Origin of the sequence: Marinobacter sp. (assembly GCF_040904845.1) — a bacterium.
Classification (GTDB): Bacteria; Pseudomonadota; Gammaproteobacteria; order Pseudomonadales; family Oleiphilaceae; genus Marinobacter.
Genome location: NZ_JBBDSR010000109.1, coordinates 1 through 20,716, shown reverse-complemented (window position 1 = coordinate 20,716; position 20,716 = coordinate 1). Strand labels below are relative to the sequence as shown.

General features: G+C 60.1%; 21 protein-coding genes. 10 read left to right on the top strand and 11 right to left on the bottom strand.

The genetic code is table 11. The annotated features are described in order from the left end of the window. Positions 1-86 precede the first annotated feature (86 nt). Positions 87-548, bottom strand: a complete 462-nt coding sequence (gene dut, locus WD429_RS13860) for a dUTP diphosphatase (RefSeq protein ID WP_368422773.1) — start codon at positions 546-548, stop codon at positions 87-89. 41 nt (positions 549-589) lie between these two features. Beyond that, a complete protein-coding gene (coaBC, locus tag WD429_RS13855) occupies positions 590-1,777 on the bottom strand; it encodes a bifunctional phosphopantothenoylcysteine decarboxylase/phosphopantothenate--cysteine ligase CoaBC (protein ID WP_368422772.1) in 1,188 nt (395 codons plus the stop codon). 164 nt (positions 1,778-1,941) lie between these two features. Between coaBC and radC the strand changes: the two genes are divergently transcribed. From radC to rpmG, 3 genes are all read left to right on the top strand, one after another. Further along, the gene (gene radC / locus WD429_RS13850; RefSeq protein ID WP_368422771.1) at positions 1,942-2,616 is read left to right on the top strand and encodes a DNA repair protein RadC; all 675 of its coding nucleotides are present in this window, start codon (positions 1,942-1,944) and stop codon (positions 2,614-2,616) included. 197 nt (positions 2,617-2,813) lie between these two features. Beyond that, on the top strand, positions 2,814-3,050 hold the full coding sequence (gene rpmB / locus WD429_RS13845) for a 50S ribosomal protein L28 (RefSeq protein WP_368422770.1): 237 nt from the start codon (positions 2,814-2,816) through the stop codon (positions 3,048-3,050). Positions 3,051-3,061: 11 nt separating this feature from the next. Further along, complete coding sequence (gene rpmG, locus WD429_RS13840) at positions 3,062-3,217, top strand: 50S ribosomal protein L33 (RefSeq protein WP_007153739.1); 156 nt, start codon at positions 3,062-3,064, stop codon at positions 3,215-3,217. Between the two features lie 68 nt (positions 3,218-3,285). On the opposite strand, the gene WD429_RS13835 is transcribed toward rpmG, so the two are convergent. The 3 genes from WD429_RS13835 to WD429_RS13825 all read right to left on the bottom strand — a co-directional run bounded on the left by WD429_RS13835 (position 3,286) and on the right by WD429_RS13825 (position 5,595). Next, on the bottom strand, positions 3,286-4,149 hold the full coding sequence (locus WD429_RS13835) for an endonuclease/exonuclease/phosphatase family protein (protein ID WP_368422769.1): 864 nt from the start codon (positions 4,147-4,149) through the stop codon (positions 3,286-3,288). A gap of 54 nt (positions 4,150-4,203) precedes the next feature. Beyond that, on the bottom strand, positions 4,204-4,839 hold the full coding sequence (locus WD429_RS13830; protein WP_368422768.1) for a thiol:disulfide interchange protein DsbA/DsbL: 636 nt from the start codon (positions 4,837-4,839) through the stop codon (positions 4,204-4,206). 147 nt (positions 4,840-4,986) lie between these two features. Further along, complete coding sequence (locus tag WD429_RS13825) at positions 4,987-5,595, bottom strand: cytochrome c (RefSeq protein WP_368422767.1); 609 nt, start codon at positions 5,593-5,595, stop codon at positions 4,987-4,989. A gap of 174 nt (positions 5,596-5,769) precedes the next feature. Here WD429_RS13825 and yihA point away from each other — a divergent pair, with 174 nt between their 5' ends. Beyond that, complete coding sequence (yihA, locus tag WD429_RS13820; protein WP_368422766.1) at positions 5,770-6,414, top strand: ribosome biogenesis GTP-binding protein YihA/YsxC; 645 nt, start codon at positions 5,770-5,772, stop codon at positions 6,412-6,414. Positions 6,415-6,572: 158 nt separating this feature from the next. On the opposite strand, the gene WD429_RS13815 is transcribed toward yihA, so the two are convergent. Then, complete coding sequence (locus WD429_RS13815) at positions 6,573-7,274, bottom strand: TetR/AcrR family transcriptional regulator (protein WP_368422765.1); 702 nt, start codon at positions 7,272-7,274, stop codon at positions 6,573-6,575. A 210-nt stretch (positions 7,275-7,484) separates the two neighbouring features. Here WD429_RS13815 and WD429_RS13810 point away from each other — a divergent pair, with 210 nt between their 5' ends. The 4 genes from WD429_RS13810 to coaD all read left to right on the top strand — a co-directional run bounded on the left by WD429_RS13810 (position 7,485) and on the right by coaD (position 11,808). After that, positions 7,485-8,930 (top strand): coniferyl aldehyde dehydrogenase, encoded by a 1,446-nt coding sequence (locus WD429_RS13810; RefSeq protein WP_368422764.1) that lies wholly within the window; start codon positions 7,485-7,487, stop codon positions 8,928-8,930. 86 nt (positions 8,931-9,016) lie between these two features. Continuing rightward, complete coding sequence (locus WD429_RS13805) at positions 9,017-9,649, top strand: hypothetical protein (RefSeq protein ID WP_368422763.1); 633 nt, start codon at positions 9,017-9,019, stop codon at positions 9,647-9,649. Between the two features lie 30 nt (positions 9,650-9,679). Next, positions 9,680-11,272 (top strand): GMC family oxidoreductase N-terminal domain-containing protein, encoded by a 1,593-nt coding sequence (locus WD429_RS13800; RefSeq protein ID WP_368422762.1) that lies wholly within the window; start codon positions 9,680-9,682, stop codon positions 11,270-11,272. A 53-nt stretch (positions 11,273-11,325) separates the two neighbouring features. Beyond that, positions 11,326-11,808, top strand: a complete 483-nt coding sequence (gene coaD / locus WD429_RS13795) for a pantetheine-phosphate adenylyltransferase (protein ID WP_368422761.1) — start codon at positions 11,326-11,328, stop codon at positions 11,806-11,808. Between the two features lie 39 nt (positions 11,809-11,847). Here coaD and WD429_RS13790 read toward each other — a convergent pair whose 3' ends face one another. The 5 genes from WD429_RS13790 to WD429_RS13770 form a co-directional block, all read right to left on the bottom strand. Further along, on the bottom strand, positions 11,848-13,134 hold the full coding sequence (locus tag WD429_RS13790) for a DUF945 family protein (protein WP_368422760.1): 1,287 nt from the start codon (positions 13,132-13,134) through the stop codon (positions 11,848-11,850). 26 nt (positions 13,135-13,160) lie between these two features. Further along, a complete protein-coding gene (gene ppk1 / locus WD429_RS13785; protein WP_368422759.1) occupies positions 13,161-15,299 on the bottom strand; it encodes a polyphosphate kinase 1 in 2,139 nt (712 codons plus the stop codon). 21 nt (positions 15,300-15,320) lie between these two features. Continuing rightward, the gene (hemB, locus tag WD429_RS13780) at positions 15,321-16,352 is read right to left on the bottom strand and encodes a porphobilinogen synthase (protein ID WP_368422758.1); all 1,032 of its coding nucleotides are present in this window, start codon (positions 16,350-16,352) and stop codon (positions 15,321-15,323) included. 147 nt (positions 16,353-16,499) lie between these two features. Next, positions 16,500-17,513 carry a lipase secretion chaperone gene (locus WD429_RS13775; protein WP_368422757.1) on the bottom strand — a complete coding sequence of 338 codons (1,014 nt, stop codon included), beginning with the start codon at positions 17,511-17,513 and terminating at the stop codon, positions 16,500-16,502. 145 nt (positions 17,514-17,658) lie between these two features. Continuing rightward, positions 17,659-17,880, bottom strand: a complete 222-nt coding sequence (locus WD429_RS13770) for a hypothetical protein (RefSeq protein ID WP_368422756.1) — start codon at positions 17,878-17,880, stop codon at positions 17,659-17,661. 275 nt (positions 17,881-18,155) lie between these two features. Here WD429_RS13770 and WD429_RS13765 point away from each other — a divergent pair, with 275 nt between their 5' ends. After that, positions 18,156-18,791: a TetR/AcrR family transcriptional regulator gene (locus WD429_RS13765; protein WP_368422755.1), complete on the top strand. Its 636-nt coding sequence runs from the start codon at positions 18,156-18,158 to the stop codon at positions 18,789-18,791. 1 nt (position 18,792) lies between these two features. Next, positions 18,793-20,505 carry an acyl-CoA dehydrogenase family protein gene (locus WD429_RS13760; RefSeq protein ID WP_368422754.1) on the top strand — a complete coding sequence of 571 codons (1,713 nt, stop codon included), beginning with the start codon at positions 18,793-18,795 and terminating at the stop codon, positions 20,503-20,505. Positions 20,506-20,716: the final 211 nt, after the last annotated feature.

The following is a 20,716-nucleotide window of genomic DNA, read 5'->3' as shown; positions in this document are numbered from 1 at the left end:
GCACTTATCATTTTTTCTGCGGCAATGAGTTACCAGCCAAGTATAGACGCCCGATGGTTCTTCCGCGTTTACAGTCTGTTACCGGCTCAATGACGGCCGGTGGAACCAAAACCGCCGGCACCGCGATCGCTGGCGTCAAACGCTTCCACCACTTCAAAGTCGGCCTGCACCACCGGCACCAGCACCAGCTGCGCCAGGCGCTCGCCAATATTAACGGTGAATTCGCTCTGGCCACGGTTCCAGCAGGAAACCATCAGCTCGCCCTGGTAATCCGAGTCAATCAGGCCGACCAGATTGCCCAAAACGATGCCGTGCTTGTGGCCCAGCCCACTGCGGGGCAGGATCATGGCCGCCAACGACGGATCGGCAATGTGAATCGACAGCCCGGTATTTATCAGCTGGGTGTCACCCGGCTTCAGCGTGAGTGGCTGATCCAGGCAAGCGCGCAGGTCCAGTCCCGCCGAGCCGTCAGTGGCGTATTCCGGAAACGCAATGGACTGGCCGATTCTGGCGTCCAGAATGCGAACCTGAAGTTTTTTACGTGTCATGCAAAGTCCTGTCATGCGTGGATTTTAGGGATTAAGAGCCTTCAGGGGAGCTGTTCCGCGAGCAGGTCCATCAACTGGCTGGCAATGCCGGTTTTACTTTCCGGCCCGATGGACTGCTGCCCGCCGGGCCAGAACACGGTGACCGCGTTGCGATCGCTGTTGAAGCCCAGCCCGGGCACGGAAACGTCATTGGCGACAATCATGTTCAGCTGCTTGCGCTGCATCTTGTCCCGCGCATAGTGCTCGACATCCGTGGTTTCCGCGGCAAAGCCCACGGTAAACGGGGCATTGGGCCGGGCAGCGATGGTGGCCAGGGTGTCAGGATTGCGCACCAGCGCCAGGGTCATGTCCTCTTGGGTCTTCTTGATCTTGTCGTCAGCGCAACAGTCAGGGCGGTAGTCCGCCACCGCAGCGGTGGCAATAAACAGGTCGCAGCCTTCGTCCACGGCGCGGCTGGCTTCCGCCAGCATGTCTTCGGCGGTGATCACGGGGCGCACTACCACACCGGCCGGTGCCGGAATCGTCACCGGGCCACTGACCAGTATGACCTTCGCACCCGCGGCACGGGCAGCGGCCGCCATGGCATACCCCATCTTCCCGGAACTGTGATTGCTGATGTAACGCACCGGGTCAATCGGCTCGCGGGTCGGACCGGCGGTAATCACCACTCGCTTGCCCGCCAAACGGCCGTCGGGCTCGGCAACAATGCGTTCAAACAGGGCCTGGGCCTCCAGCATGCGTCCCGGGCCGGTATCACCACAGGCCTGGGAGCCCTGGTCCGGCCCCCAGAGCTGGATTTGCGGATCGCCCGCCAGTAATTCAATGTTGCGTTGCGTACGGCGGTTGTTCCACATTGCCTGGTTCATGGCCGGTGCCAGCGCTATCGGGGCCTCTGTCGCACAGCACAGAGTCGACAACAGATCGTCGGCCAGGCCGTTGGCCAGGCGCGCGAGGAAATCGGCAGAGGCCGGAGCAACGATGACATGATCGGCCCACTTGGCCAGCTCAATGTGGCCCATGCCCTGTTCCGCTTCGGGGTCCAGCAGCGATGTACGCACCGGCTCTCCGCTCAGGGCCTGAAAGGTCAGCGGCGTCACAAAGGCTTCCGCGCCCCGGGTCATCACTACCCGCACCTCGTGCCCGGCCTTTTTCAGCAGCCGCACCAGCTCCGCGCTTTTATAGGCGGCGATACCACCGGTGATTCCCAGCAGAATTCGTTTTGGGGCCATACCCACTCCGTACCCGAATAATAGAAAGGGGTTATAAGATACCACGGCAAACGCCTGCCGGCAGCCCGCAAGCCGTGGTAGACTTTATGACGATTTTCAGTGGCCTGCGCAGGACGCGCCCGGCACCTCACCACCACACAATAACAGACCGCAAGGATGCAACCATGACCTCTTCTCTCTGGCCCACGGACGAACGCCCGCGGGAACGACTCCTGGCCCACGGTGCCAGCAGCCTGTCCGACGCCGAATTACTGGCCATCTTCCTGCGCACCGGCACCGCCGGCATGCCCGTGATGGCGCTGGCACGTCATCTGGTCGACAACTTCGGCGGTCTGCGCGGCCTGATGACCGCCTCGCAACGGCGGTTCTGTGACGTCAAAGGCCTGGGCACCGCCAAATACGCCCAGGTTCAGGCCGCCATGGAAATGGCGCAGCGAGTGATGGACGAACCCCTGAAACAGGGCGACCCGCTGCGCTCGCCCGCCGACACCCGGCGTTTTCTGTGCAGCCGCCTGGGCACTTACCCGCACGAAGTGTTTGCCGGCCTGTTTCTGGACAACCGCCACCGGGTGATCCAGTACCGGGAACTGTTCCGTGGCACCATCGACGGTGCGGCAGTCTATCCAAGGGAGGTAGTGCGCCAGGCTTTAGAGTATAATGCGGCCGCGGTCATCTTTGCCCACAACCATCCGTCCGGCGTGGCGGAACCGAGCCAGGCGGACATCGCCCTCACCCGCCGCCTGAAAGAAGCACTCGGATTGGTGGATATCAGGGTTCTTGACCATATGGTTATTGGCCACGGTGAGGTAACATCCCTCGCCGAACAGGGGTTGATGTAAACCGCACTGGGCCAGAACCAGAAAACTGGCCAATTTCCCAACAATTTTTTGCGTTGGGGGGCCAGTTCTGGTATAAAAGCGTCCCTTTCTGGCGGCGTCTGGCGAGCAGCTTGCTATTCGTGGCGCAAGCAGCGACAACCAGAAGCGCAATTAAACGAATTCGTATATTAAGACCATTGCTCAGGTCGGAGGCAAGTATGTCCAGAGTTTGTCAGGTTACCGGTAAGCGTCCGGTCACCGGTAACAACGTATCCCACGCGATGAACCACAACCGTCGTCGCTTTCTGCCGAATCTGCAGAACCACCGCTTCTGGGTTGAATCAGAGAAGCGTTTCGTGAAGCTGCGTGTATCCACCAAGGGTATGCGCATCATCGACAAAAAAGGCATCGACGCTGTGCTGGCCGATCTTCGTGCCCGCGGCGAGAAATTTTAAGGAGCCGTATCATGCGCGAGAAAATCAAGCTGGTTTCATCAGCAGGCACTGGTCACTTCTACACGACCAACAAGAACAAGCGTAACACCCCGGAAAAAATCGAGATCAAAAAGTACGATCCGGTTGTCCGTAAGCACGTTGCGTACAAGGAAGCCAAGATCAAGTAATTGATCTGGTGACCTGATAAAAAACCCGGCCTGGTGCCGGGTTTTTTATTGCCTGAACCATTCAGACGTCAGAACGTTTCCAGATACCCCTTGGGCAAAGCCACATCCAGGGCTATCGGCAGATGATCCGACATCGGATAGCTCACCACCTCGGAACGGCGGATTTCCAGGCTGGGGCTGACCAGGATGTGGTCCAATGCTTTTTCCGGACGCCAGCTGGGGAAGCTGTGGGCGGTGTCCGGCAGCGGGACCAGGTTGGTTTCTTTCAGGGGGGTCTGGGTGAGCAACTCTTCGGCGTGGTTATTCATGTCGCCCATCAGCACCACGTGTTGATAATCACCGATCAGCTCGCGGATATACCCGAGCTGGCGTTGCTGGGCGGCACGGCTCAGCGACAGGTGCATCATCACCAGCACCAGCGGGTCGTCTTCCGAACCATAACGGGCAATAATTGCGCCGCGACCGGGGATCAGCCCCGGGAGCTTGTGTTCGGTGACATCCAGCGGGCGGTAACGGCTCAGCAGGCCGTTGCTGTGCTGTGCGATCTGTCCAAGATTGCGATTCAGCTGCTGATACCAGTAAGGAATACCGGCGGCTTCCGCCAGGTACTGGACCTGGTTGATGTAGGCACTGCGCAAGCTGCCGCCATCGCACTCCTGCAGCGCCACCACGTCGTAATTGCGCAGCAGGGAGGCAATACGGTCAAGGTTGTCGATGCGGTTGCGGTGGGGCAGGAAGTGCTGCCAGCTGCGGGTCAGGTAGTGGCGATAGGACGAGGTGTTGATACCGACCTGGATATTGAACGTCAGCAATCGGATGTGCCGGTGCGCCTCGAACTCGGGCACATGCTCGCTACCGGAGCTGCAACTGCTCCTGGGCTCTCTGGCTGGGCGGAACATTCCGTCCAGCTGTTTGCGAAAGCGTCTGTACATGCTTACCAGCCCACCCGACTGTGTGACACCGAGCACCTGTTGTTGCAGGTGACCTTATTCGGCCTCGCCCCGCTCCCGTTCGATCAGGTAATCCACCACGTCCAGCACGGCTTCGTGGCCACCGGCCATGGATGCGCTTACCGTGTACTTGCCATTCACCAGCATAGTCGGTGTGCCGGTAATCCGCGCGCCGCGAATCTTGGACTGGGCTTTCTGCATTTTCGCGCTGACGCCGAAGCTGTTGTAGCTCTTCAGGAAGGCGTCACCGTCAACGTCATGGCCGCTGACGAATTCTGCCAGCGCCTCACCAGAATTCAGCGGCTGACGATCCCGCGCCAGGGCATCGAACAGAGCGTCGTGCACTTTATCAAGCTCACCCATGGCTTCGAGCGCGTAAAACGCTTTGGCGTGGGGCTCCCAGGACTGACCAAGCGCCGCAGGAATCTGAACGTAATCGACGCCTTTGGGAAGATCTTCCGCCCAGGGCTCCACCAGCGGCTTGAAGTTGTAACAATGGGGGCAGCCATACCAGAACACTTCCGCCACTTCGATCGTATCGCCATTGTCGGTACGAACCGGCGAGCTCAATTCTTTGTAGTGGGTCCCTTCCTGCCATTCGGCACCGCTTGCCGGACCGGCGATGGCGAACGCCGCGAGCAACGTGACTGCTGTACTCAGACTTCTCAACATCGACTATCTCCGTTAATGACCTTGGTTACTGGAATTGATTATGACCCAGCGTGCGCGAAAAGTTCCACCGGTGCCAGATTAAAGCGGGGAAAGACATAACAAAAACCCCGCACTGGGCGGGGTTTTCAGATTCTCAGATGCCGGATCTCAGTTCAGGCCGGAAATGTAGCTGGCCACAGCCTCGATTTCGGAATCAGACAGCTTGGCCGCAACGTCCATCATGATGAAGGCGTTCTGACCGCCGTCGCGCTCACCGTCGCGATAGGCTTTCAACTGCTTCTCCAGATACTCCGCATTCTGGCCACCAAGACGCGGGTAACCGGCCGGCGCATTGCCGTCGCCCTGCGGGCTATGGCAACCGGAACAGGCCGGCACGCCCGAGGCCAGATTGCCGCCACGGAAGATTGCCTGGCCTTCGTCGACCAGGTCCGGGTCTGCCTGCTGAACCGTCATATCCTGATCATCAAAATACGCGGCCAGGTCCTGCAGATCATCATTGGACATATCATCCAGCAAGCCGGTCATCTCAGCGATCTGACGATCACCCTCCTTGATGGCCACCAGTTGCTGGTACAGGTATTTTTCACCCAGCCCCGACAGCTTTGGGTAGGCCCCCATCATCGGTTTGGCTCCGCCCGCACCGTGGCAGGCCACACATCCGGCTGCACTTTTCTCGCCTGCTTCAGGATCTCCCGCCCCGTGCGCCATCGCTGTGAGGCCAACGCCGAGAACAACTCCTGCGATCAGTTTTTTCATGCTCGCTCCGCTTCTCTCATCCAAAGGTATTCTTCGTTATCCAGCCGGCAGGCATTGGCCCAAAAGGCGCGAACCGGGGCTGTTCGGCAGCTACGCACAGCGTAGTGTCCAGAATTGGTGTAGCATTATACATTAATCCCTGATAACTGAAATCCAATAGGAAAACCAGCTACCGTGTCATCCGATCTGACCCCGAAACCGATTTCCTTCAACAGCGCGCGTTTTCTCATCAGCGCATCCAAACTGGAAGAGTGCCCAGCGGACTCGGGTGCCGAGGTGGCCTTCGCCGGGCGCTCCAACGCGGGCAAATCCAGCGCCATCAATTCCATTACCGCCAATGGCAAGCTGGCGCGCACCAGTAAAACCCCGGGGCGCACCCGATTGATCAACTTCTTTACCCTCAATCGCGACCAGCGCCGCCTGGTGGATCTGCCTGGCTATGGCTACGCCAAAGTTTCCCGGGACATGAAAGACGACTGGCAGAAACATCTCGGCCATTATCTGAATGACCGCCGTTGCCTGCGCGGGCTGGTTCTGGTCATGGACATTCGCCACCCGTTAACCGATTTTGACCAGATGATGGTGGAATGGTGCGAGCATAACAAGCTGCCATTGATGATTCTGGCCACCAAGGCAGACAAACTGAAATTTGGGCAGGCCAAAACCGCCATGATAGGCATCGCCAGCAAACTCGAAAATTTCAGCTGCGTGCACCATCTGGTGATGTTTTCGGCAACGTCCAAGCGGGGTGTCGATGAGTGCCGCGAGGCACTGAATGACTGGCTCGAGGGGGTGGAGTCAATCATTGAGTCAACCTAGACCCTAAAAAACCGGCTTGCCATCAGACAAGCCGGCGAAACGTCAGGGTTTGCGACGTGCTAAAACCTGAGAACTCACTCAGGGTGACGCCCAGGATGTCCGGATCCCCGGCGTCACTTATAGGACACACCCAGATATAAAAAGTTCCAAACTTTCGATTATTTTTTAATCAGGCCCACTCTGGCATCGAAAGCGCCATCACTGGCGGCGGCATCCGGCAGGTGCGGGCGGTATTTTTCCCTCAGCGCCATCACCCGGTCGCGGTAGGCCGGACTCAGGTAGGGAATTTCCAGCGTCAGCACCTGATAGATGCCCTGTTTGAGCTCGGTCAGTGTCAGCGTTACTGCCGCCTCACCCGCATGGGCGGTTTTCAGGAATGCCATCCAGTTGGTGATCACCAGCCAGACATTCAAGGACATGGCCGAACGCAACTCCTCGGGCTGGGGCTCGATAATCCCCGCCTCCGCCAGCTTCTCGAAAATTCGGCTGATGGCGTCCAGGCACCGATTGGTGAAATCCCGATAATCCTGGCGCAGGCGGCTGTCGCCATCAAGCAGGTATTCCAGATCCCGGTGAAAGAACCGGTAACTCCACAAGCCATCAAACACGGACTCCAGGTAGAAGGTCATGTCTTCCAGTGTCAGCGGTCGGTCCTCCGGAATATCCAGGTAGTAGTCCACCAGTTTTTCGTATTCCAGGAAGATTTCGTAAATGATGTCCGACTTGTTGCGAAAATGGTAATAGAGGTTGCCCGGAGAAATGGCCAGGTGCGCGGCGATGTGATTGGTGGTGATGTTCCGCTCACCCCGCTCGTTGAACAGCTCCAGGCTGGACAGCAGAATCTTGTCTCTGGTTTTCATAGGTTCAGCTTGGCTTTGTTGTTGTGGAATGTCGTGGTGTGACCCACGGATGGCCTGATCCGCCATCCGGCTTTTCTTGACTCCCTAGAGTATATACTCTAATAATACCCTCAAGCGCAAACTGGGTATTTTTTCACCGCCCTGAAGCGAAATCACCTTACAACAACAGCGCACCCGGCACGCGATCCGGGTCCGCAAGGAGAGAATCCCATGGGAGCGACTGTCGTCCAGTTGACCGAAAGCAAAAAGCAGATCCAGCATACACATCGTGTCTTCGAAGACCAGAAAAAGGCCTTTCGCAACAACCCGATGCCGTCGCTGACCGAGCGCCAGGAAAATCTGAAGCGATTGAAGCGGGCGCTGCTGAGCAACCAGGACAAACTGACCGACGCCATCGACCGGGACTTCAGCTGCCGCTCCCGGGACGAGTCCCTGATTGCCGAAATCATGCCCTCCATTCAGGGCATCAACTACACCCTGAAGAATCTGAGCAGCTGGATGAAGCCGTCCAAGCGCCATGTGTCGGTACTGTTCCAGCCCGCCAGCAACAAGGTGCATTACCAGCCCAAAGGCGTGGCGGGCGTGATCGTACCGTGGAACTACCCGCTTTTTCTGGCCGTCGGCCCGCTGGTGGCGTCTCTGGCAGCGGGCAACCGCACCATGGTTAAAATGTCAGAGTTCACACCCCACACCTCGGCGCTGTTTAAGGACATCATCGAGTCCACCTTCCCGGAGGATCTGGTCTCAGTGATCAACGGCGAGGCGGATGTGGCCGCTGACTTCTCTGCCCGGCCGTTCGACCACTTGCTGTTTACCGGCTCTACGTCGGTCGGCAAGCTGGTGATGAAGTCCGCCGCAGAGAATCTGACCCCGGTGACGCTGGAGCTTGGCGGCAAGTCACCGGCCATTGTGTCGTCCGACGTACCGATGGAAGACGCCGCCCAGCGTATTGCCTTTGGCAAGGCCTTCAACGCCGGCCAGACCTGCGTGGCACCGGATTACGTGCTGTGCCCCGCCGACCGGGTTCAAACATTTGTTGACGAATTCCGGGCGCGTTTCAGTGACATGTACCCCAGCCTGCGGGATAACGACGATTTCACCGCCATCATCAACGAGCGGCAGTACGATCGCCTGCAAGGCTACTTGAAAGACGCCCGAGAGAAAGGGGCGGAGATTATTGAGATCAACCCCGCACGGGAAAATCTCAGCGACGGCACCCGCAAAATGCCGCTGACCCTGGTGCTGAACACCACACCAGACATGAAGGTCATGCAGGACGAGATCTTCGGGCCAATCCTGCCGGTGATCGGCTACGGCAACCTGGACGAAGCGATCCACTACATCAATGACCGTCCACGGCCGCTGGCCCTGTATTTCTTCGGCTACGACAAGACCCTGCAGCAACACGTGGTGGATAGCACCCATTCCGGTGGCATTTGCATCAACGACGCCCTCATGCACGTAGCGCAGGACGACCTGCCCTTCGGCGGTATCGGCGATTCCGGCATGGGCCATTACCACGGCAAGGAAGGCTTCCTGACCTTCTCCCACCAGCGGGCCATTTTCACCAAACAGAAATTCAACAGCGGCAAATACGTGTACGCACCCCATGGTACCGCCGCCCACAAAATGGTCTATAAACTGTTTATTCGCTGATACCTCTGAATCGGTGATGCAGGCCGGCCCAGATTCAATACGGGCCGGCGGTGATTCCGCCAACGATAATAAAAAGGCGACCTGTCATGCCCCAAGCTCCAACATCTGATGCGCACGATCTGGCCTCGATGGACCGTCGCAGCTTCCTGCGCACCGGGCTCGGTGGCGCTCTGTTTCTCGGCACCGCCAGTCTCGGCGCTGGCCTCAGCGGCTGTGCCACCGCCCCCGCCGGACGGCTGAGCGCTGTCGACACCCGAATGGACGCCAGTTACCGCTTCCAGTTCCTGACCCGGGAGGACATTACCCTGTTCGAGGCGCTGCTGCCGGCGATCATCGGTCCCGGTCTGAGCGAACAACCCGAACAGCGAAGCCAGGCCATCGCTGCCACCATTGAACGCATCGATCAGGGCATGGTGCAGTTCGGGGCGGCCAACCAGAAGGAGCTGCGTCAATTGTTCGACCTGCTCAACTTCGGCCTGACGCGAGTCACCATCGCCCGGGTCTGGTCCAGTTGGGCCAATACCTCCACCGCCGACGCGAACGCCTTCCTGGAACGCTGGCGTACCAGCGGGATTGGCCTGTTCAACAACGGCTACATAGCCCTGACCAAGATCAGCAACGTGGCGTTTTATGGGCACCCAGCCCACTGGCACCTCTCGGGCTACCCGGGGCCACCGGCCTGGGCCATGAATGCCCTGCCCCAGTTCAAAACCGCCTGATACCGCCATTGCTGATTACCGGAGCCAACCATGTCGTTAACCGATCGTATTGCCCAGGGCCTTGAAGCCGGCTGGCGTGTCACCGATGCCAGCACTCTCACCAGCCACCAGACCCACGAAGCGGATGTGGTGGTCATTGGCACCGGCGCGGGGGGCGGCACAACCGCAGAAATTCTCGCCCGCGCCGGGCTGTCGGTGATCCTGGTGGAAGAAGGCCGGCTGTACTACCAGAAAGATTTCAAAATGGATGAGCTCAGCGCCTACGCCTCGCTCTATCAGGAAGGCATGAGCCGCGTCACCAAAGACGGTGCCATTGCCATCCTGCAGGGGCGCTGCGTAGGCGGCTCGACCACCGTCAACTGGACCTCAAGCTTCCGCACCCCGGAACCCACCCTGAATTATTGGGCCGACCAATTCGGGCTGGACGACTTGCGGCCAGCGGCAATGAAGCCCTGGTTTGACGGCCGCGAGCAGCACCACACCATCAGCCCGTGGCTGACCGACCCCAACGTCAACAACGACATTCTGCGCCAGGGATGCGACCAGCTTGGCTATTCCTGGAAAGTCATCCCCCGCAACGTCAAGGGTTGCTGGAACCTCGGTTACTGCGGTGTCGGCTGCCCCACCAACGCCAAGCAGGGCGCGCTGACCACCACCATTCCCGGTGCTCTGGACAATAACGCCCAGCTGTTCCACGGCCTGCGAGCGGACAAACTGGTGATGAAACAGGACCGGATCGACCACCTGGTCGCCACCGCCATGTCCGCCGACAGCGTGACGCCTTCCGGCGTAACGGTCACGCTCAAGGCGCGGCACTTTGTGGTCGCCGCCAGTGCCATCGGCTCCCCCGGATTGCTGTTGCGCTCCCGCTTGCCGGACCCCCACAACCGGGTCGGCAAGCGCTCGTTCATTCACCCGGTTAACGCCTCAGTGGCACAGATGCCGGAGAAGGTTGACCCTTTCTATGGCGCGCCCCAATCGATCTACTCAGACGAGTTCAATTTCCGTGACGGCGTGGACGGGCCAGCCGGCTTTAAACTGGAGGTGCCGCCCCTGCACCCGGCAATGTCAGCCGGCGTAGTACCCGGCCATGGTGAGGAGCAACTCGCCAACCTGAAACAGCTGCCGTGGATGAATTCGGTGATCGCCCTCATGCGGGACGGTTTTCATGAAGACAGCCAGGGCGGCACAGTCAGCCTCCGCGATGACGGCAGCCCAGTGCTGGATTACCCGGTGACGGACTACCTCTGGAAAGGCCTGCGTGAGGCGTTCCACACCATGGCGGAAATTCAGTTTGCGGCCGGTGCCAGACAGGTGCGGCTGATGCACCTGGACTCACCCTGGTTCGACCGCTGGGCCGACGCCAAAGCCGCCATCGACACCCTGCCCATGGAGCTGCATCGGGTACGGTTGTTTACCGCGCACCAGATGGGCGGCTGCGGCATGGGCGAAGACCCGAAGAATTCGGTGGTGAACGGGTTTGGCGAGCATCATCAGGTGGCGAATCTGAGCATCCACGATGCCTCCATTTTCCCCACCAGTATCGGTGCCAACCCCCAGTTGTCGGTCTACGCGATGGCGGCCAGAAACAGCACGCGGCTGGCCAGCCGGCTCAAAAGCTGACAAAGCCGCCGATGCCCGGGTATCCTGTAGGCCTGTAACTCAAGGAGCAGTGCATGCCTAAAGTCATATACCCGGGCACCTTTGACCCCATTACCAATGGCCACACCGATCTGATCGAGCGTGCCGGTCGCATGTTCGACGAAATTGTGGTCGCCGTGGCCTACAACTCGAAGAAGCAGCCGCTACTGAATCTGGAAGAACGCTGTGAGCTGGTCAGACAGGCCACCGCTCACATCCCCAACGTCAGCGTGACCGGATTCAGCAACCTGCTGGCGGATTTTGTGCGGGAACAGAACGCCACCGTGATTCTCCGGGGCCTGCGGGCGGTGTCGGATTTTGAATACGAATTCCAGCTGGCGGATATGAACCGCCGTCTGGCACCGGAAGTGGAAAGCGTGTTCCTGACACCGGCCAACCACCTGTCCTACATTTCCTCTACCCTGATTCGGGAAATCGCGTCCCTGGGTGGCAATGTTTCGGAATTTGTCGACCCCGCCGTCGAGGCGGCCCTGAAGCTGAAGTTTCAGCAATCCTGAGCTAACGCCCGGCGCTACCTCCTGGAAAGAGCGCCGCGGTCAAAGCAGCGGCGGTAACGGGAGAATGACACCATTGACGTCCAGTGCCAGATCTTTCAACTCGGCACTGAGGCGGAAACGATCCCCCTCCTCGGTCATCATCCCCTGCTTGATCAGGGGGGCGATCTGCATCATCAGCGCCGGATGGTCCTCCGCCAGCGCAACCGGCAGGCTGACATCCATCTCCCCGGTCAGGCGCTGCATGACCATCAGCATCTTCGCCCGCTCTTCATCCGACAGTGCTGGATGGCCGATCATCACCTGGCCCCTCACTTCGCCATCGGGAGTCATCAAACTGATCTCCGGAAAGCCGATGCCGAAGCCTTCTGCCGCCAGGTCCATCATCGCACCGTTCATTTGCTGCATGCTGGCCATCTGGGCGTTGAACGCGCCCGGCGATCCGCCCTGATCCATGGCCGCCACCTGAAGCTCGGATAACGCCGCCGTCAGCGTGTTCCAGCTGTCGACATCCAGGTCCTCCATGACGAATTGCAGACGGTGGGGGCCAAACGTCTCGGCCCCGGCGGTCAGGCTGTCCAGGGTCGCCGTGGTTTCCGCATGCAAGGTGTTATCACCATCGGTGGTCCAGGTTTTACTGGCGAGGTTGAAGCCGTCCAGGTTCAGTGATTCCTGGCCCGGGAACGCAAGCTCCAGTGCCTTTAGCTCCACTTCGCCTTCACCCGTCCAGACATCCCCTCGCAGGTGGTGAAAGCCCTGCTCCAGCCGGACATCCTGTAATGACAGGTTCATCTCGGGCGTGGTCATCACCATGCCCGGCCACACCACGGTAAGGTCCACATCGGCACCGCCATCACTGATGTCGGCCCGGGCGTACCCACCGGACGACTGCAGTGTTCCGCCTGATTCTTCGTCAACAACGGAAACCGTGGGCATGGTCAGCTCGGCGACGGCCGTTCCCCAAAAGCGGGTTTCCAGCGTCAACCGAGGCTTGTCGTTGGTGAACAAGCCGCTCACCTCCTCCGGCACGTCATCGGCCAGGGAAAACTCCAGCAGGCTGCCGGTAATGCCGTGGGAGACTCTGGCCTGGTAGTCAAACTCCATGGGCTGATCGCTTGCGGGGTCATCGATGACCACCGTGCCGTCAAACTGACCGCCCAGGTAGCCCCGCTCGTACTCGCCGGTTTCCAGGCGGACAAAGCGCTGCGCCCCATTGACGTCAGACATTGCCTGGTGCCATTGCTGTTCGGTCACGGTACCCATAACCCAGGGCGCTGAAACTGCGGCCGCGAGGACCACAACACCCACTACTACGACGGTCTTTTTCAAACGATTTCTCCACCACACCCTGTGATTTATTGTGCCGTCAGGCGCTCCAGCAAGACCAGTTGCGATGCCAGGCGATCATCGCCGTCCGCCGGCTGGTTCTGCAGGTAACTGCCATCGGGTTGCAGCACCCAGGCCTGGCAGTTGTCCGCCAGGTAGGTGTCAAGATCTTCGCGCACCCGCGCCACCAGATGAGAATCTTCCAGCGGAAACGCGGTTTCAATACGGCTTAGCAGGTTGCGTTCCATGCCGTCGGCGCTGGAGCAGTATACCTCCGGACGGCCATTGTGACCGAAGTAATAAACCCGCGTGTGCTCCAGAAAACGCCCGATGATGGACCGGACCCGGATGTTATCCGACAACCCGGGGACCTCCGGCCGCAGGCAACAGATGCCGCGAATGATCAGGTCAATTCTGACCCCTGCCTGGGAGGCCCGGTACAGTGCCTTGATCAGTTGCGGCTCGGTCAGGGCATTGAACTTGAAGATGATGCGGCCTTTCGGCCCAAGCCCGGCTTCCCGGTCGATCAGGCTCAACAACCGGGTGTGCAGGGTGAACGGCGCGTGGAAGAGCTTCTTGATCTTCAGCGCCTTACCCATACCCGTCAACTGCTGGAACAGCTTGTTGACATCGTCACCGATGGACTCGTCACAGGTCATGAAGCTGTAGTCGGTGTACAGGCGGGCATTGCCGGCGTGGTAATTGCCGGTACCCAGATGCACATAACGGCGCAGACGGCCTTCTTCCCGGCGGACGATCAGAATCATCTTGGCGTGGGTCTTGTAACCCACCACGCCGTAAACCACGATCACCCCGGCTTCCTGCAGGCGGCTCGCCAGCTCGAGGTTTTCGGCTTCGCTGAAGCGGGCTCGCAGTTCAATAACCGCGGTCACCTCCTTGCCGCGCCGGGCCGCATCCGCCAGCGCCTCGACGATTTCGGAATTCGCACCGGTGCGATAGAGCGTCTGGCGAATAGCCAGTACCTGAGGGTCTTTGGCCGCCTGGCGCAGCAGGTCCACCACCGGGCTGAAGTTTTCAAAGGGATGCAGCAGCAGGATCGGCCGTTTGCGAATGGAATCAAACATGGAATCCTTGCTGCGGATCTGCCGGGGGATGGACGGCGAAAAGCCTGAATAGGTCAGGTCCGGCCGGTCGACCAGACCGCCCACCGCCAACAGCCGGGTCAGGTTGACCGGACCGTGGACCTGGTAGAGGTCCCGGTCCGTGAGGCCGAACTCCGTCAACAGAAACTGCACCAGTTCCTGCGGGCAGTTATCCGCCACCTCCAGGCGCACACCATCGCCGAACCGACGGCTGAGCAATTCCCCTCGCAGGGCGGACGCCAGATCTTCCAGATCGTCCTCCAGCTCCAGGTCGGCGTTGCGGGTGAGCCGGAACTGATAGCAACCCTTGACCTCCATGCCGGGAAACAGTTCGTCGGCATGGGCGTGAATCATCGAGGACAGGAACACCAGGTTGGTGCCACCGTCACAGACGTCATCGGGCAGGCGCACCAGGCGCGGCAGCGAACGCGGTGCCGGCACTATGGCCATGCCGGTTTCGCGACCGAACGCATCCTTGCCGTCGAGTTCAACAATGAAATTGAGGCTCTTGTTCACCAGCCGTGGAAACGGATGAGACGGGTCCAGCCCGATGGGGCTGACCACCGGCAGAATTTCTTCGTCAAAGTAACGGCGCACCCAATCGGCCTGGGCCGGGGTCCACTCCCGGCGGCGCACAAAGTGGATGTTCTCCCGCTCCATTTCCGGGATCAGCACGTTGTTGAGGATGTCATACTGCTCGCGAATGTATTCGTGCGCCACGCGGCTGATTTCCGCCAGCACTTGCTCCGGCATCATACCGTCGGAGCCGATGGTTTCACGGCCGTACTTCACCTGCTGACGCAACCCGGCCACGCGAATCTCGAAAAACTCGTCCATGTTGCTGCTGAAAATACAGCAATAGATCAGGCGATTGATCAGTGGGTGAGTGGTATCCAGCGCCTGCTTGAGCACCCGGTAGTTGAACTGGAGCTGACTGAGTTCCCGGTTAAAGAAATTCTCGCTGGCACCCAGGTCAACGCCTTCGCCTGCCGCCGGCACCTCCACCGGGGCGGGAACACTCTGATCGTCCAATACGTGCAGCTCAGTGGCAGATTCGGTACTCATGACTGACGGTTTCCAGATTGGTTACTGTTGTTTCGCACTGCTGGCTGATTCGCGCATCAGCCGGGCCGCCCTGACCGCAAAATAGGTCAGAATCGCGTCGGCACCGGCACGGCGCATGGCCATCAGGCTTTCCATCATCACCGCATCGCCGTCCAGCCAGCCGTTCTCGGCCGCCGCCATGTGCATGGCGTATTCCCCGCTGACCTGGTAAACGAACGTCGGCACCTGCAGCTCGTGTTTCACACGGTGCACAATATCCAGGTACGGCATACCAGGCTTGATCATCACCATATCTGCGCCCTCGGCCAGATCCATGGCGACCTCGTGAAGGGCCTCATCGCTGTTGGCGGGGTCCATCTGATAAGTGGCCTTATTGCCCTTGCCAAGATTACCCGCCGACCCGACCGCATCCCGGAACGGGCCATAATAACTGGACGCATACTTCGCAGAATAGGCCAGAATGCGGGTATTCACATAGCCGGCGGACTCCAGGCCATCGCGGATCGCGGCCACCCGGCCATCCATCATATCCGACGGGGCAACGATATCGGCCCCTGCATCGGCGTGAGACAGCGCCTGATTGACCAGCGCTTCCACCGTAACGTCGTTCAGCACATAGCCGTCGTTATCGATGATGCCGTCCTGCCCGTGGGTGGTGAACGGGTCCAGCGCGACATCGGTGATCACGCCCAGTTCGGGCTGTGCCTTTTTCAGCGCCCGCACTGCACGCTGGGCAAGGCCGTCAGCATTCCAGGCAGCGGTCCCTGAAAGGTTTTTGTCTCCGTCCGGCACCACCGGAAACAGCGCCACCGCCGGAATACCCAGGTCCACCAGTTCGCTGGCCAATTCGACCAGCAAATCAATGCTCAGCCGCTCAACCCCCGGCATCGATGGCACGGCTTCGCGCTGCCCCTGCCCCTCCAACACAAACACCGGATAGATCAGGTTCTGCGCAGACAACTGGTGTTCTCTGACCAGACGGCGGGAAAAATCATCGGCACGATTACGGCGCAAGCGGGCTGCGGGAAAAGCACGATTTATAGGTGAACGCACGAATGACCTCCTGAGGGCATGTAGAAGACAGGCACATTGCCGACCGGCTAAAACCGACCGTGATTGCCCTCATCATACACGCCCGATCAAACCGGGGGCAGGTCGCCGGGGCCAGAGAGACCCTAGCGGAACCGTGTGACAACCAGATTACCGGAGGGAATCCAGTGCTTCTGCCCTCAAGCGCTCTGGTCCGTCGAAGTGACGCTCTCTCAGATCCTTGACCGCCGCCTCCCGTTCCGGTGCCGCCAGGCCGGCTTTATTCAGTGCGTTGCGCTCCTCACGGTAGGCTTGCCAGCGACTATCCCAGTGACGCTGGCGAGCCTCCACCACTTCCAGTTTCTCCACCGTTTCCGCATCAAACGCCTCCTCCCGCCAGGCTTTCAGGGCATCCGGATCGCTGGCCAGGTTTTGTCTCGCCTGCTCGTATTCGGCAAAGCGACGGGTTTCCTGCCGCGCACGGCGTACCGGTTCCGGCAACGCCTGCTCGGCACGGGCCAGAGCCTCGGCGCGCTCGTCGGCGCTCAGGGTCTGGTCATTGGCAATCTGGCGTTGCCGGAGCTGGAACTGATCAATGGCTTCCTCACCCGCGAAAAAGGCATCGGCAGTATCGGCATCCAGCCAGGTGCGACGCAGCGCCCGAATCTCCGCCATACGGCGCTCTACCTCGCCGGGATCAAGCTCTGCGGCATCGCCGTAGGTCCCTTCGAGCTCACCGAGCGCCAGCTTATAGTCAAGATAATGCCCCAGAATCTCCAGCGCCTCCGACCGCGCCGGCTCCTGCAGCTGCGCCAGCTGCTGCTCGATACGGGCCACCAGCACCGGCAACGGCTCTTCACCCAGGGCTGACAGGTAGTACTCAAACAACTGTCGCAGTTGCGGCGTCGGTATCAGGTTGCCGTTACTGTCTACCTTTGCCCAGCCCGGGGGCACCGCGGTACCGGCCAGGGACGCCGGCAAGGTTTCCGGCACGCCATCGTCCGCTGGCTGTCCCACCAAACGGGAAGGTCGTTCATCGCCGCTCGTCGTGGCCGGCTCCGGCGGTTGTTGATCGGCAACGATCTCAGGCGCAGTGCGCTCAGGTGCACCGGCTGTCAACCAAAGGCCGGCAATGACTGCTATGATCACTAGCAAACCGGTTGCCAGCCAAAGAGAGACTTTCATAATGTGCATGTTCTTGTTGAATTGGGAAAACGCCGTGCGCCAGCGGGCACCGGCGATCAAGGACTCAGAATAGACCAATGCGCCAGCTCACGCTGAGACAGCGTTCAAAAACAGCACCGCCCCCCAAACTGCAGGAACGGGTGGATCAGAGTGATCGGTTGTTGAAACCAATCTCTACCTTGCGGGACGGGTCCGAACGAAACGCCGTATCCACCTCCTGGATCTGCCCGCCCTGGCCCAGAAATGCCTCGATATCCGCTTGCAACTGCGCACGAACCCGGGCTCGCCCAGCAACGGAGTGGGTGTCTTCATTGTCACTGCTCCAGCTCCCGGCATGCGCCAGGTTGCTTTCGTCGAATTCACTCACGGCCTCACTCTCCATCAACGAAAACAGATCTGCGAACGCCCCGCACCCGTCTTGGGCGGGCCGCCCTGTCTCGGCGATGTCCCACATTTTGGCTCGCCTTGGCGTCTTTATAATCCGCTTTTCTGGACAGCGCCATTTCAGGGCAATGATTTTTATGTAACGTTTTGTAATCAAAAATAACATATTGAATTTAATGCATAAAATTACCCATCAGCCAGGGTTTCTTGGGTTGACACAAAGAATGAATAATGATTCACTATTTCAAAGGAGCCAGCATGGCCTACCGCGAAACTGAAAAGATGCGCCAACGCAAGGCAGAGGCTCGCCAGCGTATCGTCACCTGCGCTTACCAGTGCGTGGCCGAGAGCGGATTTCGCAGCGCCAGAATTACCACCATAGCGGTCAGCGCCGGGGTAGCGACAGGAACCATCTACCGCCATTTTGAGTCCAAAGAGGACCTGTTTGCGGAGATTTTCCGGCTTGCGACCCAGCGTGAGGTGGACAAGGTCGCCCAGGCGCTGACCACCACCGGGGGAAACGCGGCCAACCGGCTGGAGGCAGCCCTCCGGCAGTTCGCCGAACGGGCGCTGCGGGGGCCGGTCATGGCCTGGTCACTGATCGCAGAGCCAGTAGACCCGAAAGTGGAAGAAGAGCGGCTGGCCTACCGCAAGGCTTATGCCCGACTGTTTGAGCAAGCCATCGATGAAGGCATGAACGAAGGCTGCATCCCGGAGCAGGACGCACGTCAAACCAGCACCTGCCTGGTTGGAGCCATCGCCGAAAGCCTGGTCGGCCCCCTGTCGCCGACCCAGGCCGGTGATCAACCAGATTTAAAAGACGACAACAACGACCCGCTGGTCAACGCCATCCTACGTTTTTGCATGCAGGGGCTGACCGGCACCAGGAGGTAACATGAACGCCGGCCAGCCCGTTTCACCCGCCGCCACCGCGCTCGACGATGCCCGGCCACAGGACCGCTACCTCGCCGTCACTCACGACGTGGTCAACCAGCCGCCCGCGCTGGAAGACTACAACCTGTTTGACCAGGACCCGGCACTCAAAGAAGCCGTAGCGCGTGAAGGCGGCGATGCCACCGCCGCCGGGCTGAGCGAATTCGGAGCGCTGGCAGGTGCTCGCGAAACCATCGAACTGGGCTTCCGGGCCAACGAGAACAAACCGGCGTTCCACACCCATGACCGCTTTGGCAATCGCATTGATCAGGTCGAGTTCCACCCCGCCTACCATCAGTTAATGGCCATCGCCATGGAACACGGCCTGCACAGCAGCCCCTGGACCAACCCGGGACAGGGCGCGCATGTGAACCGCGCAGCCAAATACTACCTGCATTCCCAGGTCGAAGCCGCCCACTGCTGCCCGATCACCATGACCTTCGCGGCCATTCCGTCCATTCGCAAACAGCCCGAACTGGCGGCCCTGTGGGAAGATCGCATCCTCGCCAACCACTACGATTCCCGCAATGTGCCCGACGGCCAGAAACAATCCGTGACCATCGGCATGGCGATGACCGAGAAACAGGGCGGCAGCGATGTCCGCGCCAACAGCACCCGCGCTTACCCCGTCGGTGCCGAAGGCCCGGGACAAGCTTATGAACTTGTGGGGCATAAATGGTTTGTATCTGCCCCCATGTGCGACGCCTTCCTGGTGCTGGCCCAGACCACCAATGGCCTGTCCTGCTTCCTGATGCCACGCTGGCGGCCCGACGGCAGCAAAAACCCCTGGCAGATCCAGCGCCTGAAAAACAAAATGGGCAACGTCGCCAACGCCTCCAGCGAAGCCGAACTGCGCGGTGCCCTGTCGTGGATGGTCGGCGACGAAGGCCGCGGTGTGCCCACCATCATCGAAATGGTCGCCATGACCCGCTTCGACTGCATGATCGGCAGCTCCGCCGGCATGCGCCAGGCCGTCGCCCAGGCCACTCACCACTGCCGCCACCGCAGCGCCTTCGGCAACCGGCTCATTGAACAACCACTGATGCAGAACGTGCTGGCCGACCTGGCGCTGGAAAGCGAAGCCGCCATGGCCTACACCCTGCGCATCGCCCGCGCTCTGGACAATCAGCACCTGGAACACGAACGCCTGCTGGCGCGCCTGGCCACCCCCGTCGGTAAATACTGGATCTGCAAGCGCACCCCGAACCACGCCTACGAGGCCATGGAATGCATCGGCGGCAACGGCGTGATGGAAGACTGCATCATGCCCAGGCTGCTGCGCGAATCCCCGGTCAACGCCGTCTGGGAAGGCAGCGGCAACGTCCAGTGCCTGGACACCCTGCGTGCCATCCAGAAAGAGCCTGAAACCCTCGATGCCTTCTTCCGCGAAGCCGCCGAAGCCAAAGGCAGCGATGTCCGCTTCGACCGCTTCCTGGCACAGCTGCAAAACGACTTTGCCGACTTCAGCGACATCCAGTACCGCGCCCGCAACCTCGTCGACCGCCTGGCACTGGCCATGCAGGCCAGCCTGCTGCTGCGCGGCTCCGACCCGGCCGTCGCCGATGCCTTCTGCGCGGCCCGTCTGCAATCCAACGGCGGCCTGAACTACGGTAATTTACCCTCCGGCACCGACGCGGCGGCCATTATCAAACGGGCCACGCCTGTAGTAGGCTGATTGCTGTGGTTGGTTATTTTGTCACTGAGCGGTCGGAGCGTTCAGGGCTGTCGGATTACGCCTTTGGCTAATCCGACCTACCGTAACTTCCTAACAACCTCGGCTCAGCGGAATCCAGCCGAGTTGTTCGAGAACCGTTGAGGCGGCACTGTCCAGAACTGTGCGGAGCCATGGATGGCGGAGCCCAAGCGCCCCATGGATGGGCCGAAGG

Coding starts and splice junctions, on each gene's coding strand:
- WD429_RS13825 (WP_368422767.1), bottom strand. CDS start 5,595: ATGAAAAAACTGATCGCAGGAGTTGTTCTCGGCGTTGGCCTCACAGCG.
- WD429_RS13830 (WP_368422768.1), bottom strand. CDS start 4,839: ATGTTGAGAAGTCTGAGTACAGCAGTCACGTTGCTCGCGGCGTTCGCC.
- WD429_RS13815 (WP_368422765.1), bottom strand. CDS start 7,274: ATGAAAACCAGAGACAAGATTCTGCTGTCCAGCCTGGAGCTGTTCAAC.
- WD429_RS13765 (WP_368422755.1), top strand. CDS start 18,156: ATGGCCTACCGCGAAACTGAAAAGATGCGCCAACGCAAGGCAGAGGCT.
- WD429_RS13810 (WP_368422764.1), top strand. CDS start 7,485: ATGGGAGCGACTGTCGTCCAGTTGACCGAAAGCAAAAAGCAGATCCAG.
- radC (WP_368422771.1), top strand. CDS start 1,942: ATGACCTCTTCTCTCTGGCCCACGGACGAACGCCCGCGGGAACGACTC.
- WD429_RS13835 (WP_368422769.1), bottom strand. CDS start 4,149: ATGTACAGACGCTTTCGCAAACAGCTGGACGGAATGTTCCGCCCAGCC.
- rpmG (WP_007153739.1), top strand. CDS start 3,062: ATGCGCGAGAAAATCAAGCTGGTTTCATCAGCAGGCACTGGTCACTTC.
- WD429_RS13775 (WP_368422757.1), bottom strand. CDS start 17,513: ATGAAAGTCTCTCTTTGGCTGGCAACCGGTTTGCTAGTGATCATAGCA.
- coaD (WP_368422761.1), top strand. CDS start 11,326: ATGCCTAAAGTCATATACCCGGGCACCTTTGACCCCATTACCAATGGC.
- ppk1 (WP_368422759.1), bottom strand. CDS start 15,299: ATGAGTACCGAATCTGCCACTGAGCTGCACGTATTGGACGATCAGAGT.
- coaBC (WP_368422772.1), bottom strand. CDS start 1,777: ATGGCCCCAAAACGAATTCTGCTGGGAATCACCGGTGGTATCGCCGCC.
- WD429_RS13805 (WP_368422763.1), top strand. CDS start 9,017: ATGCCCCAAGCTCCAACATCTGATGCGCACGATCTGGCCTCGATGGAC.
- WD429_RS13800 (WP_368422762.1), top strand. CDS start 9,680: ATGTCGTTAACCGATCGTATTGCCCAGGGCCTTGAAGCCGGCTGGCGT.
- rpmB (WP_368422770.1), top strand. CDS start 2,814: ATGTCCAGAGTTTGTCAGGTTACCGGTAAGCGTCCGGTCACCGGTAAC.
- dut (WP_368422773.1), bottom strand. CDS start 548: ATGACACGTAAAAAACTTCAGGTTCGCATTCTGGACGCCAGAATCGGC.
- WD429_RS13760 (WP_368422754.1), top strand. CDS start 18,793: ATGAACGCCGGCCAGCCCGTTTCACCCGCCGCCACCGCGCTCGACGAT.